General features: G+C 34.7%; 20 protein-coding genes. 13 read left to right on the plus strand and 7 right to left on the minus strand.

All coding sequences use genetic code 11. From position 1 onward, the window contains the following. Nucleotides 1–1,302, minus strand: coding sequence for a DUF2868 domain-containing protein (locus H3T83_RS04435; RefSeq protein WP_198215207.1), 1,302 nt, complete (start codon nt 1,300–1,302; stop codon nt 1–3). Between the two features lie 76 nt (nt 1,303–1,378). After that, nucleotides 1,379–1,624 carry a cell division protein ZapB gene (gene zapB / locus H3T83_RS04440; protein WP_034902244.1) on the minus strand — a complete coding sequence of 82 codons (246 nt, stop codon included), beginning with the start codon at nt 1,622–1,624 and terminating at the stop codon, nt 1,379–1,381. Nucleotides 1,625–1,724: 100 nt separating this feature from the next. Here zapB and tpiA point away from each other — a divergent pair, with 100 nt between their 5' ends. Continuing rightward, on the plus strand, nt 1,725–2,489 hold the full coding sequence (gene tpiA / locus H3T83_RS04445; RefSeq protein ID WP_034902247.1) for a triose-phosphate isomerase: 765 nt from the start codon (nt 1,725–1,727) through the stop codon (nt 2,487–2,489). Between the two features lie 53 nt (nt 2,490–2,542). On the opposite strand, the gene H3T83_RS04450 is transcribed toward tpiA, so the two are convergent. After that, the gene (locus tag H3T83_RS04450) at nt 2,543–2,770 is read right to left on the minus strand and encodes a helix-turn-helix domain-containing protein (protein WP_065578965.1); all 228 of its coding nucleotides are present in this window, start codon (nt 2,768–2,770) and stop codon (nt 2,543–2,545) included. A gap of 155 nt (nt 2,771–2,925) precedes the next feature. Here H3T83_RS04450 and H3T83_RS04455 point away from each other — a divergent pair, with 155 nt between their 5' ends. The 8 genes from H3T83_RS04455 (at nt 2,926) to H3T83_RS04490 (ending at nt 11,131) form a co-directional block, all read left to right on the plus strand. Further along, complete coding sequence (locus H3T83_RS04455; RefSeq protein ID WP_086320307.1) at nt 2,926–3,612, plus strand: LexA family transcriptional regulator; 687 nt, start codon at nt 2,926–2,928, stop codon at nt 3,610–3,612. Between the two features lie 217 nt (nt 3,613–3,829). After that, nucleotides 3,830–4,948, plus strand: coding sequence for a tRNA 2-thiouridine(34) synthase MnmA (gene mnmA / locus H3T83_RS04460; protein WP_198215208.1), 1,119 nt, complete (start codon nt 3,830–3,832; stop codon nt 4,946–4,948). 1 nt (nt 4,949) lies between these two features. After that, on the plus strand, nt 4,950–5,600 hold the full coding sequence (gene hflD / locus H3T83_RS04465) for a high frequency lysogenization protein HflD (protein WP_198215209.1): 651 nt from the start codon (nt 4,950–4,952) through the stop codon (nt 5,598–5,600). 30 nt (nt 5,601–5,630) lie between these two features. Further along, the gene (gene purB, locus H3T83_RS04470) at nt 5,631–6,998 is read left to right on the plus strand and encodes an adenylosuccinate lyase (protein WP_198215210.1); all 1,368 of its coding nucleotides are present in this window, start codon (nt 5,631–5,633) and stop codon (nt 6,996–6,998) included. Between the two features lie 118 nt (nt 6,999–7,116). After that, nucleotides 7,117–8,034 carry a hydroxymethylbilane synthase gene (hemC, locus tag H3T83_RS04475; RefSeq protein WP_086357231.1) on the plus strand — a complete coding sequence of 306 codons (918 nt, stop codon included), beginning with the start codon at nt 7,117–7,119 and terminating at the stop codon, nt 8,032–8,034. Then, nucleotides 8,034–8,768 (plus strand): uroporphyrinogen-III synthase, encoded by a 735-nt coding sequence (locus H3T83_RS04480; protein WP_198215211.1) that lies wholly within the window; start codon nt 8,034–8,036, stop codon nt 8,766–8,768. Before hemC ends, H3T83_RS04480 begins: the two co-directional genes overlap by 1 nt. 22 nt (nt 8,769–8,790) lie before the next feature. Continuing rightward, entirely contained in the window at nt 8,791–10,221 is a 1,431-nt protein-coding gene (locus H3T83_RS04485) for a uroporphyrinogen-III C-methyltransferase (RefSeq protein ID WP_198215212.1), read from the plus strand. 10 nt (nt 10,222–10,231) lie between these two features. Beyond that, nucleotides 10,232–11,131 (plus strand): heme biosynthesis HemY N-terminal domain-containing protein, encoded by a 900-nt coding sequence (locus tag H3T83_RS04490; RefSeq protein ID WP_198215213.1) that lies wholly within the window; start codon nt 10,232–10,234, stop codon nt 11,129–11,131. A gap of 58 nt (nt 11,132–11,189) precedes the next feature. On the opposite strand, the gene H3T83_RS04495 is transcribed toward H3T83_RS04490, so the two are convergent. Further along, entirely contained in the window at nt 11,190–11,513 is a 324-nt protein-coding gene (locus H3T83_RS04495) for an AzlD domain-containing protein (RefSeq protein ID WP_198215214.1), read from the minus strand. Further along, complete coding sequence (locus H3T83_RS04500) at nt 11,510–12,205, minus strand: AzlC family ABC transporter permease (RefSeq protein ID WP_086361928.1); 696 nt, start codon at nt 12,203–12,205, stop codon at nt 11,510–11,512. The genes H3T83_RS04495 and H3T83_RS04500 overlap by 4 nt, the downstream gene beginning before the upstream one ends. Nucleotides 12,206–12,434: 229 nt before the next feature. On the opposite strand from H3T83_RS04500, the gene gmk reads away from it, so the two are divergent. Continuing rightward, nucleotides 12,435–13,064 (plus strand): guanylate kinase, encoded by a 630-nt coding sequence (gmk, locus tag H3T83_RS04505; protein ID WP_198215215.1) that lies wholly within the window; start codon nt 12,435–12,437, stop codon nt 13,062–13,064. Nucleotides 13,065–13,125: 61 nt separating this feature from the next. On the opposite strand, the gene gloA is transcribed toward gmk, so the two are convergent. Together gloA and H3T83_RS04515 are read right to left on the minus strand one after the other, a co-directional pair. Beyond that, nucleotides 13,126–13,533: a lactoylglutathione lyase gene (gloA, locus tag H3T83_RS04510; RefSeq protein WP_065614224.1), complete on the minus strand. Its 408-nt coding sequence runs from the start codon at nt 13,531–13,533 to the stop codon at nt 13,126–13,128. A 228-nt stretch (nt 13,534–13,761) separates the two neighbouring features. Continuing rightward, the gene (locus H3T83_RS04515) at nt 13,762–14,250 is read right to left on the minus strand and encodes a glycine zipper 2TM domain-containing protein (protein WP_232351109.1); all 489 of its coding nucleotides are present in this window, start codon (nt 14,248–14,250) and stop codon (nt 13,762–13,764) included. Between the two features lie 204 nt (nt 14,251–14,454). Here H3T83_RS04515 and H3T83_RS04520 point away from each other — a divergent pair, with 204 nt between their 5' ends. The 3 genes from H3T83_RS04520 (at nt 14,455) to pgm (ending at nt 16,841) form a co-directional block, all read left to right on the plus strand. Next, the gene (locus H3T83_RS04520; RefSeq protein WP_198215216.1) at nt 14,455–14,604 is read left to right on the plus strand and encodes a hypothetical protein; all 150 of its coding nucleotides are present in this window, start codon (nt 14,455–14,457) and stop codon (nt 14,602–14,604) included. Nucleotides 14,605–14,625: 21 nt separating this feature from the next. Continuing rightward, nucleotides 14,626–15,129 (plus strand): replication initiation regulator SeqA, encoded by a 504-nt coding sequence (locus H3T83_RS04525; RefSeq protein WP_198215217.1) that lies wholly within the window; start codon nt 14,626–14,628, stop codon nt 15,127–15,129. 74 nt (nt 15,130–15,203) lie between these two features. Further along, on the plus strand, nt 15,204–16,841 hold the full coding sequence (pgm, locus tag H3T83_RS04530; protein WP_034903334.1) for a phosphoglucomutase (alpha-D-glucose-1,6-bisphosphate-dependent): 1,638 nt from the start codon (nt 15,204–15,206) through the stop codon (nt 16,839–16,841). The last annotated feature ends 336 nt before the right edge of the window (nt 16,842–17,177 follow it).

The raw sequence follows: 17,177 nt of genomic DNA on the forward strand, positions 1-17,177 counted from the left end.
TTAATTATCCTGCTCTAACCAATTAGGTTCGGCTAATGGTAAAGATAACGATTGCCAATTATGAAATTGCTTACCGTGATTAATAAACCATATCCGAGTTTGCTGGGATTTATTAATTAGCTGTTGAATAAAGTTTAATAATCCACGATCAGGGGCGCGATCCGTATCGATGGCAATTAATAATTTTTTCGCTGGTTTTAATTGTAAGTAGTCCAATAAAGCAACCCGTTGTTCACGGGTATTGAGAAAGCCATAGAACGGAACTGTAGTTGTAGGTTTCCAACTTTCAACGATATCCACTGCCACCAAATAGATACCATGCCCTTCTTCAATTTGCGAAATCGGCAATTGCCATCTGCTTTCACCTAATTTATCTTCATCTTCTACGTTAGTGACTAATGGTTGTAATTGTTGCGCGAGGATTTGATAATCAGGATCATCTAAATTTAACTTAATTTTTCGACTGGTTACCATCCAGGTGACACCACAAAAAATCATCAGAAGTAAACGAACAGTTAAGCCATAAAAAATAAAAACGCCCAGTAACCATATCGCCCATGAAGAACGAATATCACCAGAACTTAATGCATGTTCACTCAGTTTAATCACATCATCTTTTGGAATAGAAAATCCAAACCAAGATGGCAAATAACCTAGATAATGAGTTAATTTAATAATTGAATCGGCACTTAATAAAGTTGTTTTCCATTCAAAACTATAATGTTGGGTAGAAAAAAGCACTAACAAAACAATTAAAGCGCTAGTTAAAATAACTGTCCAAAATAAATTAAGTACAAAGCCTAGTAACCAACGAATTCGATAGCCAAATAATGAAACAAAAGCAGGAACAAGTTGTTGCACAGTCTTTTTTTGGTAGAGTTTTTCCGCTATCCATAACCAACCGTGAATTAATAAACTACCACCAAAGCGAGAAAAAAATAACAATGAACAAAGCCAGACAATTAGCGTAATAAAATGAACACCCAATAAACTAAATAATGCCCAATATAAATTGATTGGATTTTGACTTAACGCGCCAAATGTCAGCGAGCTACCGATAAAAAGTGATAAAAACAATAATAACAAAAATGACAGCTTAATTGAGCGCAACATTACTTTTTGTGCCAAATATAAACCATTTTGTTTAGATAATAAGGTGGCTCGCGTAACAATACGATTAACCAAAGAGGTTGGCATAGCTTTAACTTGCCGATTAATATCCTGATCAGCAAAGCGTCCAGATTGTGACTCAATTAAATGAATAGTTTCAGTAAGCCATAAAGATTTTAGCTGTTCACGCATTTTTATTTAATTTTCACATTTAGGTTAGTCATAAAAGAAACGCGACATAAGTCGCGTTTAAGATAGATTGAGTCGTTTACTGGGTGATTTCACCAATTTTACTTAAAAGAGTTTGAATCCGTTGCTGCCAAATTTGTTGATCTTGTTTTAGTTTTTCATTTTCATCACGTAATGCTTTCATTTCATCAGAACTATCATTAATTAATTGCTCAAGTTCTTGATTACCTTGCTTTAATCTAGCAATCTCTTGTTGCAATGTATTAATGGTGTTAACAGTATGTTGAATTCTAGTTTCTAATTGATTCAATATTTCTAATGACATATTTTTCCTCAAGCTCAATTTATTTGGTGTATAATAAGTAGTATTATAACTAATTCATTCTGAAATCAACACCTTTTTAAATTTTAAGTTGGAGAAAAATATGCGAAAACCTCTCGTTATGGGTAACTGGAAACTCAATGGTAGTATCAGTATGGCAAAAGACTTGGTCGCAGGATTAAGAAATGAGCTATCAACAGACGCTAACTGTGGCATTGCAATTGCACCGCCTAGCGTTTATTTAGATTTTGTAGCACATCAATTAGGTGGCTCAAACATTCTTTTAGGTGCTCAAGATGTCGGTATTCATCTTTCTGGTGCTTATACTGGTGAAGTATCAGCAACTATGTTAAAAGAAATCGGCGTAACTCACGTCATTATTGGACATTCTGAACGTCGTACTTATCACAAAGAATCTGATGAATTTATTGCCCAAAAATTTGGTGTATTAAAAGAAGCAGGTCTAGTACCAGTACTTTGTATTGGTGAAACTGAAGCTGAAAACGAAGCTGGCCAAACTCAAGCAGTATGTGCTCGTCAAATTGATGCTGTTATTAATGCATTAGGTGTACAAGCATTTAATGGCGCAGTAATTGCTTATGAACCTGTTTGGGCAATCGGTACAGGTAAATCTGCAACTCCAGCTCAAGCACAAGCTGTTCACAAATTTATCCGTGATCATATCGCAAAACAAGATGCAGCTGTAGCTAAACAAGTAATTATTCAATATGGTGGTTCAGTTAATGATAAAAATGCAGCTGAACTATTTACCCAACCAGATATTGATGGTGCTTTAGTTGGTGGAGCTTCATTAAAAGTCGATGCTTTTGCAGCAATCGTTAAAGCAGCAGAACAAGCTAAGAAATAAAACGTAAGACGCCTATTTAGGCGTCTTTTTCTACTCAGTAGTACAATTGTAACTTATTTTTTACCCTTCTTTTCGTATCTAGATGGCCAAATTTGCTCAACAGGCACTTGTAAATATTCAGAGATAATACGTTCATATTTAGGACAATGTCGATATAGTGCATTACGTAAAGTATCAGCCTGTAAACCACTTGAACGAGAAAGCGCTCTTAAATTTCCGCCTCGGATTTTAATCTCACCTACAACTCTTGATGGTGTCCAGTCTTGATCTTGTTCTCTCATTATGAGATCCTCTATTGGTTAAATTTTTTGCTATTGTAAAGATTATCGGTATTACGCGACTAAAGCGATAACAAGTTACCTGCAAAGAATAGCATATAAAAAAACGAATTAAAATAATAAAAACAAAAAAATATCTAAAAATGGAATGAAAAACAATGGAAAACAAAGTAAAAAAACAGTCTGAACAAGAAAAAACACGAGCGCTAACCAGTACGGGGGTAATAAATTTTAAAAATCGATTAACTATTGTTTTAGAAGGTCTTTCAGGTAACGCTTTTGCGAAAAAAGTAGGAATGTCAGAAGCAGTAATACGAGATTATTTATGTGGAAAGACCTATCCATCGCTAAATAGATTGGCAACCATAGCTCAGAAATGTGATATACCAATCGAGTGGCTTGCAACAGGAAAAGGCGAATGTCGTTTACTTCCAGAAAGCCAAGGTAAAGGTTCTATTGATATTCCATTTCATCATCTCAATGAAACAAATAGTGCATTTTCAGTTTTAGAAACAATCCCATTTGATATCACCTTAATCAAACATCACAGTTGTGAAGTTGATAATCTAATCGCTGTTTGGGCTAAGGGTGACAGTATGGAACCAACCATATCAAATCATGATATTCTTATTATCAATAAAGCTAACGCTAAACCTATTGATGGTTTTCTTTATGCGGTACAGTATGATGATCATATAAGTATCAAGCGTATTCAAAATCAAGGTGCTAACCTAGTTTTAATTTCAGATAACCCTAAATATCCAGCTATTGTGGTTGACAAAAAAGAACAACACGATTTTCAAATAATCGGCCATGTGGTCTATTTACTAAAAGATCTTAATTAAGATCACCATAATAATGCTATTTTTAAATTTAACTCCATTGATATTATCAATGGAGTTTGGAACTATAATTAATTTTTTTCTGCGAATAGATATCAGCAGACAACTATTAATAAAAATTTGTTAGTCAAACCCTTATCCCTCTTTCGCATAGCCTTACACTTTTCATCATAATTATGCTAAAATTATCACAAAATTTTTGCCCATTGATTTAGTTATTATGCCAAATATAAACACTCGAAAAAAAGTCGTTGTCGGCATGTCTGGCGGCGTAGACTCTTCTGTTTCTGCTTATTTATTACAACAACAAGGTTACGATGTTGTTGGTTTATTTATGAAAAATTGGGAAGAAGATGACACAGAAGAATATTGTTCAGCAGCGATCGATTTAGCTGATGCGCAAGCAGTATGTGACAAATTAAACATCAAATTACACACAATCAATTTTGCTGCCGAATACTGGGATAACGTATTCGAACATTTTTTATCCGAATATAAGGCAGGTCGAACACCTAATCCTGATATTTTATGCAATAAAGAGATCAAATTTAAAGCTTTTCTTGAATATGCAGCCGAAGATCTTGGTGCTGATTATATCGCTACCGGCCATTATGTTCGCAAGCGAGAAAATGGAAGCAAAGTCGAATTACTGCGCGGTATAGATAACAATAAAGACCAAAGTTATTTTTTATATACGCTGAGTGAAGATCAAATTAGACAAAGCTTATTTCCTGTTGGTGAACTAGAAAAACCACAAGTACGAAAAATCGCCGAAAAACTAGGCCTAGCAACCGCAGCTAAAAAAGACTCAACCGGGATCTGTTTTATTGGTGAACGAAAATTTAGTGACTTTTTAGCTCGTTACTTACCGGCACAATCAGGCGTGATTCGGACTGTAGATGGTGAAGTTATCGGCCAACATCAAGGGCTAATGTATCACACATTAGGACAACGTAAAGGACTTGGCATAGGTGGTCTAAAACAAGCCGATGATACGCCATGGTATGTTGTTGACAAAGACATAAAAAATAATGAATTAATTGTTGCCCAAGGTCATGATCATCCAGCTTTATTTTCAGATGGATTAATTGCTCAACAACTACACTGGGTTGATCGTAAAGTTGTGACCAAACCTTTTCAATGCACAGTAAAAACGCGTTATCGTCAACAAGATATTGTTTGTAGTGTCATACCATTAGAACAAGATAAAATTCAAGTAATGTTTGAACAACCTGTTGCAGCAGTAACACCTGGACAATCAGCGGTATTCTATCAAGATGAAGTCTGCCTTGGTGGCGGTATTATTGAGGAACGAATTGTAAGCAGTAAGGAGCATTAAAATGAATAGTAAATATCATCATATTGCAATAGCCCTTGCCGGCGTAACACAAAGTGCGTCACTTATTCCCCAACTTGCTAATACAGGGGTTTGTAACAATACGCTTTATCAAATAGCAATTAAAAGCATATTCAATACATCGCCAAAAACCACTGATGATGTTTATGATGGTATTACCAATATTAAAACAGGCCTAGAAACACTTATCTCACTACTATCATCCAATCAAAAGCAACAAGTTGAAATCATCCGTTATTTGTTTGGTGCATTAAGTGTCACCAGCAAACTTTTAAAAAATAATGATGCATTAGGTAAAATAGATCAACGTTTGCAACGGATATCTGGACTTTATTCAGATATGAATCAAGAGACAATCAGTAATCATGTTGATGATCTCTCTTATTCATTAGCGGGAATCTATTCGGATATCATCAGTCCCCTATCAACCAAAATCAAAGTAGTAGGTAAAGCGGAATATTTACAAAATTCATTGGTGCAAGCCAAAGTTAGAGCTTCACTACTAGGTTGTGTTCGTTCTGCCATTTTATGGTATCAAGTTGGTGGAAGTCGTTGGCAAATTTTGCTAAGTCGTAAACGAATATGTAATGCAGCACAAGAATTATTAAAAGATATTAATCAACAAAGTTATTAAATTTAAAAAAATAGCAACGGAGTAAAACCGATGGAATTATCTGCTCTTACCGCCCTATCACCAATTGATGGTCGTTATGGTGACAAAACAACAGAATTACGCACCATTTTTAGTGAATATGGTTTGTTAAAATATCGCGTTCAAGTTGAAGTTCGATGGCTACAAAAACTTGCCAACCAAGCAGATATTCTTGAGGTACCAACACTAAGTGAGCAAGCTAACAAGCACCTTAATGAAATTGTTGACAACTTTAATGAACAAGATGCAATACGCATAAAAACAATCGAAAAAACAACAAATCACGATGTTAAAGCTGTTGAGTATTTCTTAAAAGAAAAAGTTAACACTAACGAAGAACTGCAAGCTATTAATGAATTTATCCACTTTGCCTGCACATCAGAAGATATCAACAATCTATCTTATGCTTTAATGTTAAAAACAGCCAGAGACACAGTTCTTATCCCTTACTGGAACAAATTAATTGCAACCATCACCACGCAAGCTAAGACTTATCGTGACTTACCATTATTATCAAGAACACATGGACAACCAGCTACACCTTCCACCATCGGTAAAGAGTTTGCCAATGTTGTTTATCGACTAAAGAGACAACTCAAACAATTAGAGTCAATTGAAATTCTTGGTAAAATTAATGGCGCTACAGGTAATTATAATGCGCATATGGTTGCTTACCCACAAATCAATTGGCATAAATTTAGTGAGGAATTTGTAACTTCATTAGGATTACAATGGAATCCATATACTACCCAGATTGAACCACATGATTATATTGCAGAATATTTTGATTGCATTGCCCGTTTTAATACCATTATGATCGACTTTGATCGTGATGTTTGGGGGTATATCGCTCTAAATCATTTTAAACAGAAAACCGTTGCTGGTGAAATTGGTTCTTCAACTATGCCACATAAAGTAAACCCAATTGATTTTGAAAATTCAGAAGGCAACTTGGGCCTTGCTAATGCAATCATGAGTCATCTTGGTAGTAAATTACCTATTTCTCGTTGGCAACGAGATTTAACCGACTCAACCGTATTACGTAATCTTGGTGTAGGTATTGGTTATGCGATTATTGCTTATCAATCAACCCTCAAAGGTCTAAATAAACTTGAAGTTAATCAAGAGCATCTACTTGATGAACTTAACCGCAATTGGGAAGTATTAGCCGAACCAATTCAAACCGTGATGCGTCGTTATGGTATCGAAAAACCATACGAAAAATTAAAAGAATTAACGCGAGGTAAACGTGTCGATGCACAAGGAATGCAACAATTTATCGATTCGTTAGCGTTACCTGAACATGAAAAAACTCGTTTAAAACAGCTAACCCCAGCAAATTACATTGGTTTTGCCATCAATTTTGTTGATGAACTATAAATGACATAATAAGTGTTACAGCCTAAAGCTCAAATATAATGAGTTTTAGGTTAACCAATTTATGTTGAATGACTTATAACAACAAAAATATTTAAAGTTCGGAAGATAGGGAGCATCATTGAAAATCCGCATCGCAACAAGAAAAAGTCCCTTAGCCCTTTGGCAAGCTAACTTTGTTAAACAACAATTAATGACAATCCACCAAAATTTAACCGTTGAACTAATCCCAATGGTAACTAAGGGTGATGTACTATTGGACAGTCCGCTATCGAAAATCGGCGGTAAAGGATTATTTGTCAAACAATTAGAACAAGCCATAATAGATAATGAAGCTGATATTGCCGTTCATTCTATTAAGGACATTCCAGCTCAATTTCCTACAGGATTAACGCTTGCCACAATCTGTCAACGTGATGATGTTCGTGATGCATTTATATCAAATCAATATCAATGTTTAGATGATTTACCTGATGGAGCTATCATTGGCACCTCAAGTTTAAGACGTCAATGTCAATTACGGGCTAAATATCCACATTTAATCATCAAAGATTTACGTGGTAATGTTGGTACCCGTTTAGCCAAATTGGATAACCAAGAATATGATGGCATCATTCTAGCTGCTGTCGGTTTAAAACGACTAGGGTTACAAGAACGAATCAAGCAATACATTGATACTGACTTAATTTTACCTGCGGTAGGCCAAGGTGCCGTTGGTATTGAAACTCGAATTAATGATGAAACAATTTTGCAATTACTTGCGCCACTTGATGATAAAAATAGCCGAATTTGTATTCAAGCTGAAAGAGCAATGAATCAGGCATTACAAGGCGGTTGCCAAGTGCCTATTGCCTGTCAAAGTCTTTTAACTAACAATTTATTAACCTTAACTGGTTTAGTTGGCAGTCTAGATGGTTCAACAATTATTAAAGTTAGCGTAACAGGCGCAGCCACAGAAGCTGAGAGTTTAGGCGAAAAATTGGCAGCAAAATTATTAGCTAAAGGCGCTGATAAAATATTAGCGGAACTAATTAACTGATGATTTATATTACTCGCCCTTCCCCCGAAGGGGATAATTTAACCCTATTATTAAATCAAGCCAATATACCAGCAAAACATCTACCTTTTTTTAATATATTAGCTGGTCAAGATCTGGGGTATTTACAGCAACAATTGGATAACCTCAATTTAGGTGATATGGTTATTATTGTTTCACCACAAGTCACTTATATGATTGAACAACATCTACCTAATCTCAGGTTACCTAATCACCTTCGCTATTTTGCCATTGGCAAAAAATCTGCCGAATTATTTAGTCAACAAAATAGCGTTCATGTTGATTACCCAAATGAAGAAAATAGTGCCGGATTATTATCATTATTAAATCAACAAGCAATAAGTGGTCATAATGCGTTAATTCTTTGTGGGGATAAAGGCGGTCAACAATTATCTCAGCAGCTAAAGTTACAAACAGTTAATGTGAAAACAATTGCATGTTATACTCGTCAAACTATTACTTATAAGCCAAACATATTAGCCGAAAATATTACCCAACAAATCATATTAATTACGAGTGTTGATCACCTATTACAACTGGATATTTACTGCCAAAATAAACATAAAAGTGATGCACAACTAATCGTAACCAGTGAGAGAATTTTTGCAAAAGCTAAACAGTTAAATTGGCAAAAAGTTTTAAAAATTGTTAGTGCAAATAATCAATTTTTATTTAAAACAATGATAACTCTATGTCATAATGCCAAAAATATTTAAAAAATCTAAATGGGGTTAATTTATGTCAACAAAATATTATGGTGCCAATGCAACACTTTCCAACATCAGCACCACTTCATTTAGTCAACCGCCAATACCTAATGCAAACAAAGAAGCGAAAACGACGATGAACGTAGATAAAAAAGAACCAATCAAAAAAACTTCTAGTCCAAAAATCGAACAACCAACCAATTCATCGGTTACCAATTCATCGGTTAATAGTAGTAAATCCCATGCACCGGTATCAAAACTATCAATACTTGCCATAGCATTAACAGTTTGCTTAAGTGGATTTGTTTATTTCCAAGGATATAAACAAATTGAAAATCAAAAACGAAAGATTTCCACCTTACAAACAGAAGTTGCAAACTTAAAGCAAAATACTAAAGCTAGCATAATTAATGATTTGCAAACTAATATTAATGATGCTGTCAATCAACAAAACCAACAGTTTACATCTTTATCGCAACGTGTTGATCGCCAATTAAATGAAAACCAAAAGATTCAACAACAACTAACCATACAAATTAATGATGCAACAAAGTTAAACGAACAAAATTTGAATACGATTAATGAACGTTTATCTGCCCTATCCACCCTTGATAATAATGTTTGGTTAATCTCACAGGCTAACTATTTAGTCCACCTTGCGGGTAGAAAAATTTGGAATGAGCAAGATTATACCAGTGCCCGTTTATTATTGAAAAGTGCTGATGAAAGTTTGGCCAAAACCAATGATCCAAGTCTATTAACCGCAAGACAAGCCATTAGCAAAGATATTAATGCCTTATCACAAATCAGTTTTATTGATGAAGATGGGATTATTATTAAGCTATTAGGTTTATCTGAATCATTAACCGACTTACCTTTAGTCGGTAATTATAAAGAAGCTGCACAGGCAGTTAACCAAAATGAAATTAAAACCGCAGATGAGGTTTCAACAAATAATAAACCGTCATCGAACTTAGCTGAAGATCAAGTTAGCTCATCAATAGATGATTGGTCAGACAATTTACTTGTCAATGCCGAAAAATTTATGGACAAATTTATCAAAATTGAAAAACTAGATGCAAAAGATAACCATTTTGCCACTTGTCTCGATAAGGCAGGTAATGATGAAAAGCAAATTGTCAGATGCCAGATTTTAAAAACACCTTTAAGTTTAGAACAGACTCTGTATCTTCGTGAAAATATTCGTTTCCGGTTATTAATTGCGGCGCAGGCAGTACCAAGACATCAAGAACTCATATATCAACGTGCTTTACATGATGCTTCGACTTGGATTAATGCTTATTTCGATGGTAATGCATCAGCGGTTAAATTGTTCTTAAATGATCTTGATAGTTTACAAAAACAATCGATTAGTAATCAAAACATCCCCGATAAACTCGACAGCATTATTGAACTTGAAAAATTAATGCAAACTCGAGTCAAATCAGCATTAGGTAAATAGGAGAATAATAATGTTAAAAATACTCATTATTTTCTTAGTATTAGTCGGTGGATTTTTTCTTGGCCCTATTCTTGAAGGCAATCAAGGTTCAGCGATATTTGAAGTTGCTAAATATAGAATAAGTATGTCTTTTAACTCATTTGTCATACTACAATTGTTGGGATTGCTTGTCCTGTATCTAGTTTATGAAATAGGTAAAAAAATCTTTAACTCAAAAACTGCTTTTGGTGAATGGTTAAGATTAAAATCACCGAAGAAATCAATTAAACGGGTTGAACAAGCACAATTTTACCTTTTACAAGGTGATTATCAACAAGCCGCTAAACTATTTATGAAAAGTGCCAAAGGTGCAAAAAGCTCTACTTTATCTTATTTACTTGCAGCTCAAGCACAAATTGATGCAGACCAATTAATCGCCGCCAATCAATCTTTAGCCGAAGCGGCAAAATGTTGCCAACCAAAAGAGTTATTTGCTTTTCAACTGGTACAAATTCGTCTACAACTCAAAAATCATGAATACAGTGCAGCTAAAATCACAATTGAAAAATTATTAAACGAAAAACCGCGTAATGTTGAAATATTGAGATTAGCCGATCAACTCTATTATGAAACGGAAGATTATCAATCAGTTATTGATTTATTACCAATCATGTATAAAACTAAAGCTTATCCAGACTCTCAACTTGATCAGTTTAGACAAGCAGCCTATATTGGCCGTATCAAACAATTATCAACCAATAGTGATCCACTTGCTTTGATAAAATGGTGGAAACAACAACCAAAAGTTATTGTCAATAACCTAGCCAACCAAAAAGCAATGGCCAACTATTTAAATCAATTAGGTCAAACTGCCGAAGCGGAAAAGTTGAATAAAAGTATTCTAAAATTAGAACAAAAAGAAAGAACCTAAAAAATATTAAATAGTAAACAGGGCAATTGCCCTGTTTTTGTTTGAATAGACAATCTGTTTAGATAATAAAATAGCGAATTAATGCCATACTACTCATTCCAGCAATAACCACCCACATCAAGTTACGAGTCAAAACAGCAACACCCATAGTTGGCAGCGCAGCTAGGCAATATTCAAAATTAAAACTAGGAAATTCGCCTTGTTTAACTATAAAAAGATTCTCGACAAATAGTGCGGTTAAGATACAAATAGGTACATAGGATAAAAAACGAATTACCACTTCAGGCAATTGCAATTTTCTGACTAATAAGAAAGGGATAACCCGAGGTAACCAAGTTACCAAACCACTACCCAAAATGATTAATAGACTATAAATACTCATGCTTTACGCTCCACAATAATCCCCATAAAGCAACCGGCAAAAGTACTAAATAATATCGCCATCTCGGATGAGACAAAACGTAATAAAAAAATCAATATTACACTGACTGTCAAAATTACAATAACACGATTTAAAAGTGTTTTAGATTTATCAGCTGTTAGCTGTAAATAAAGTAAACCAATAAACATCGCCACTAAAGCATAATCTAATCCAAATTGTGCTGGATTGGGTAACCATTCACCAATCAATGCTCCAACTAAACATGATAGAATCCAAGCAGCATAAGCGGTTACATTTAGGCCATGCATCCAGGCTGGATTTACGGGTTGTTTATTAGCAATAGCATTCATGGCTACCGCAAAACTTTCATCAGTTAATAAACTACCAATACCAATATTATTCAATAATGAGAAACGACGAAATGCCGGCGCAGTCGCCATACTCATCAAAAAATGCCGCGAATTAACTAAAAACACCGTGAAAATAACCGCAGATATTGGCGTTGCTACCATCATTAAACCGGTGATGATAAATTGTGATGCGCCCGCATAAATAATAATTGCCATGAGAGTCACTTCTAATACCGATAAGTTAGAAGCTTTACCCACAACACCAGCGGCAATTCCTATTCCAATATAACCCAATAAAGTTGGAATACACGCTTGTACACCATCTTTAAATGTTAAAGACATTTTCCTTTCCTTAATGACATAAACTGCTATCTAATATATTTAATAATTGTAATAATGTTGATTCAATTTCACTGCCGTATTATTCGTTATATGATTGATCGCTAATAATAAAATCTATATATAACAATAAGCCACATACAATAAGCAAATTTTGCTATAATAGCGCCTATCGACTCTTTGTGACAATAAAAATCACTCATTATCTTATTAAAAAACGGTAATATTATTTATGTATACGGGTACTTTATTCATTATCTCAGCGCCAAGTGGTGCTGGTAAATCAAGTCTTATTCGTGCCTATTTAGCACAAAAAAACCACCATCCAGCAAAAGTTTCAATTTCTCATACGACAAGAAAACCAAGACCTGGTGAACAACAAGGTGAACATTACTATTTTGTTGATAATCAAGAGTTTGAATCATTAATTAAGCAGAATGCTTTCGTCGAATATGCCCATGTATTCGATCACTATTATGGAACATCTAAAGCCGAAATTGAGCAATCTCTAGTGCAAGGTATTAATGTTTTTTTAGATATTGACTGGCAAGGTGCCGAACAAGTTAGACAACAAATGCCTGAATCAAAAAGTATTTTTATCTTACCGCCATCACTCAAAGAACTTGAAAACCGACTCATCAAACGTGGTCAAGATGATGCGCAGGTGATCAGCAAAAGAATGCATAAAGCTCAATCTGAAATTTCACATTACAACGAATATGATTATGTAATTATCAACGATGATTTTGATGAATCATTAACTGCATTAAATGCCATTATGACTAGTGCTAGTCTTGAACAAAGCAAACAAGCCATAGCCCATCACCAACTATTAACCGATCTATTAGCGGCGAAATATTAACTAAATTTTAATAACCAATATCGCCGATCACTCGGCGATAGTAAAAATTAAAATAACTGAATTAATTGCCTAATGCTTTAGTCGCTTGGCTATTTTGAATTAACTCTATTTTATAACCATCGGGATCTTCAACAAAAGCAATAATCGTTTTACCACCTTTAACTGGGCCCGCTTCACGAGTAACTCGACCACCAGCTTGACGAACATCCTCACACATTTTAGCAACATCATCAACACCAATAGCAATATGACCAAAAGCAGTACCGTGATCATATTTTTCCGTTCCCCAATTATAAGTTAATTCAATTACTGAACTGGTTGATTCATCACCATAACCGACAAAAGCCAGTGAATATTGATATTCCGGGTTTTCACTAGTCCTAAGCAATGTCATTCCCATAACTCGAGTATAGAAATCAATTGATCGTTTTAAATCCCCGACTCGGATCATTGTATGTAATATACGCATTACTATATAGTTCCTTATTTCTATTAAAACATTTAGTTTGAGTTTAGCGATTTGTGATTAGACAGGCAAATTTTTATGTCGACAAAATAATCAATTAGCTGATGAGGATAAAATAGCAAATAAGATAAGTAAAATAAAAAGAAGCTTTCACTGATAACAAGTATAAGTGAAAGCAAATTCAGATAAAACTAGCCAGATTTAAATGATAAATTTAAAATAAATCAGATATTATTTACCACTATATCTTGGTGCGGCATTAATGCGTTTACCATTAGTAATTAATTTAACATTTTGACCAGCATAAAACTGTTTAACATCACCTTTTTGAACGATAACAAAGTTAGAACCATTTTCTGGTTTAATTTCTAATTCAACCGCATCAGCTTGACTAGATTTATTTTCAATCGCATCGCCTAAAATTGCACCACCAATGGCACCTGTTGCTGCGGCTAAGATTTGACCAGTACCATTACCTATTGTATTACCTAAAACGCCACCAATTACAGCGCCACCTAAAGGACCAGCAACATTTCCACCGTCTTTACCATCAGAATTTGCTTGAATCTTAACTGCCCTTACCGATACAACTGTACCATAACTTACTTGTTGGACTTGTTTTGCTTGGTCTGCTGTATAAACATCGCCAGAATAGATATCACTATTACTACATCCAGATAGAATTGCTGCTAGAATAGTTAATGTGACGATTTTTTTCATAATTTATTCCTCATATAATTTGAGTATATTTTTTTATACCATGTTTAGCATAATATTCTTTTTGAAAAACAACAATATCATTTTCATTATTTTATCATTAGATAATATAATTTTTGGCTAACTTGAGTTATACTCAGCTCAATTGTTAATCTACCATACAATAAGTACATGAAACGGTTATTTTTTCCTTTACTATTATCAGTTATGATAACGGCCTGTCATGATGAAAATCAGCAAACGACGATAAAAAATGAAACCGTCACACATCAATCTAAACCAGATTGTTTACAAGACAGACCAACTAAAAGTTTAAATTTTGACACCATTCCAGTTAATGGTTGTCCAGTACAATAATTTAATAGGCAAAGTAACAGAATGAAAACTATCGAAATCGACGAAGAACTTTATCAATTTATTGCAGGTCAAACTAAACATATTGGTGAAGATGCATCAAGTATTTTGCGACGTTTATTAAACTTTAACCAACCTCAAATGACTAAAGCTGATCCTATATTAGCCAAAGAAAATCATTACCCAATTTTTAATGATCTCCTTACTAGCGACACTTTCTCAAATGAAAAATCGATCATAAGCCGTTTTTTATTACTACTTGGCGCGCTATATAACTACAACCCGGCACTATTTTCAATTGCAGCAACGTCACTACATGGCAGTAAACGGCAATACTTAGCTAAAGACAAACAATCCTTAGAAACTTCGGGAAAAAACACTAAGCCAAGAGAAATTGTTGGTACCCCATATTGGGTAATTAGTAATACGAATACAGCGCGAAAACTATATATTATTGAATCGATTATGAGTGATATGGGTATTTCAGAAAGCATGATTAATCAAGTTATCCATGCCTTTTTACCGTAAACTAGATAGTAATTCACTAACATAATGATTATAAAAGTGAATATTAAAATAAAGTTATGAAAGAGGAGTAAAAAATGGCTAAGTCAAGCCGTGCGGGATTATTAGCTCAACCATCTGACCTAATTAATATCCAAACATTACAAAATAACTATTATCAAATTCAACCAGATGTTGATAATGCTAGCCAATTAGTTATTTTTGGTACATCAGGTCATCGTGGCAGCTCAAATAAAGCCACCTTCAACGAAGCACACATATTAGCAATTGCCCAAGCGGTAGCCGAGTATCGCAAAACAAACAATATCACTGGACCATGTTTTATTGGTCAAGATACTCATGCTTTATCTGAACTTGCATTAAAATCAGTGCTTGAAGTCTTTGTAGCTAATGAACAAACCGTGGTTATAGCACAAAATTGGGGGTACACGCCGACACCAGTAATATCGCATGCGATATTGACTTATAATCAGGATAAACAATCTCAATTAGCTGATGGTATTGTAATTACCCCTTCACATAATCCACCTGAAGATGGCGGTATAAAATACAATCCAACTAATGGTGGTCCTGCCGATACTGATATTACCAAACAAATCGAAAACCGTGCTAATGAACTGCTAAGAAACAACCTTAATGGTGTTAAACGTGTCAGCTTAGAAAAAGCGCTAAAATCAGACTTCGTACATACTAAAGAATATGAAACTGATTATGTCAACGATCTTGAAAATATTTTAGATCTATCATTAATCAAGTCATCATCGCTAAAAATTGGTGTTGATCCCCTTGGTGGTGCATGTATTACCTATTGGCCTCGTATTGCTGAAAAGTACGGCATAAACCTTGAAATCGTCAATAATAAAATTGATCCAACATTTAGCTTTATGCATCTTGATCATGATCAAGTGATCCGTATGGACTGTTCAAGTCGCTGGGCGATGGCCGGTTTATTAAACCTTAAAGATAAATTTGATTTAGCTTTTGGTAACGATACTGATGCTGACCGTCACGGCATTGTCACACCGAAAGGATTAATGAACCCAAATGCTTACCTTTCAACTTGCGTAAACTATTTATTTCAAAATCGTCCACAGTGGCATCAAAATATCGCTATTGGTAAAACGCTAGTCACTAGCTCAATGATCGACCGTGTAGCTAATAGCTTAAACAAAAAATATCTTGAATATCCTGTCGGTTTTAAATGGTATGCTGATGGACTTTATCACGGTAAACTAGGTTTTGCTGGTGAAGAAAGCGCTGGCGGATCATTCTTAAGAACTAATGGCAAAGTTTGGGCAACGGATAAAGATGGTATCATTTTATGCTTATTAGCGGCTGAAATGACAGCAAAAACTGGCAAAAACCCACAAGAGCAATACCAAGCGCTTGAAGCTAAATTTGGTGTTTCTTATTATGGTCGAATTCAAGCACCAGCATCATTTACTGAAAAACAAAAATTAGCCAAACTCGATGCCAGCCAATTAACTACAAATAAACTAGCCGGTGAAGAAATTACCCAATGCCTAACTACTGCACCAGCGAATAACGCACCAATCGGTGGTTTAAAAGTTATCACGCAAAACGGTTGGTTTGCCGCTCGTCCGTCTGGTACTGAAGATGCCTATAAAATTTATGCGGAAAGCTTTATAAGTAACGAGCATTTAGCAACCTTACAACAAGAAGCACAACAAATTGTCGCTAAAGCGATAAAATAAAAAAGTAGATTAAACAATTAATCTATTGAATATAAAACCAGATGAATAATGCTCTAACTCATGGCACAATCATCTGGTTTTTCTTTCCCAAAAACCCCTCTCCTCAAAATTTTTTGGTTACTAGTTGATTTTATAACTAGCGTTAGCGATTTATTGGCGGGATTTTGGCTTTAAAAACCCTGTTCCTCAAAATTTTTTAGTTCTTTATTTTTTAGTTCTTTGAGTTTCGGACGTTTGTTGTTTTGCGGTTGTTTCTATACGGTGATTACGTCCGAGTTAAGAGGGTTGGCGCCAACCCTCTTTACAATCTCCCGCGGCGACTACGCAAGTGGTCAC

Origin of the sequence: Gilliamella sp. M0320, from assembly GCF_016101635.1 — a bacterium.
Classification (GTDB): Bacteria; Pseudomonadota; Gammaproteobacteria; order Enterobacterales; family Orbaceae; genus Gilliamella; species Gilliamella apis.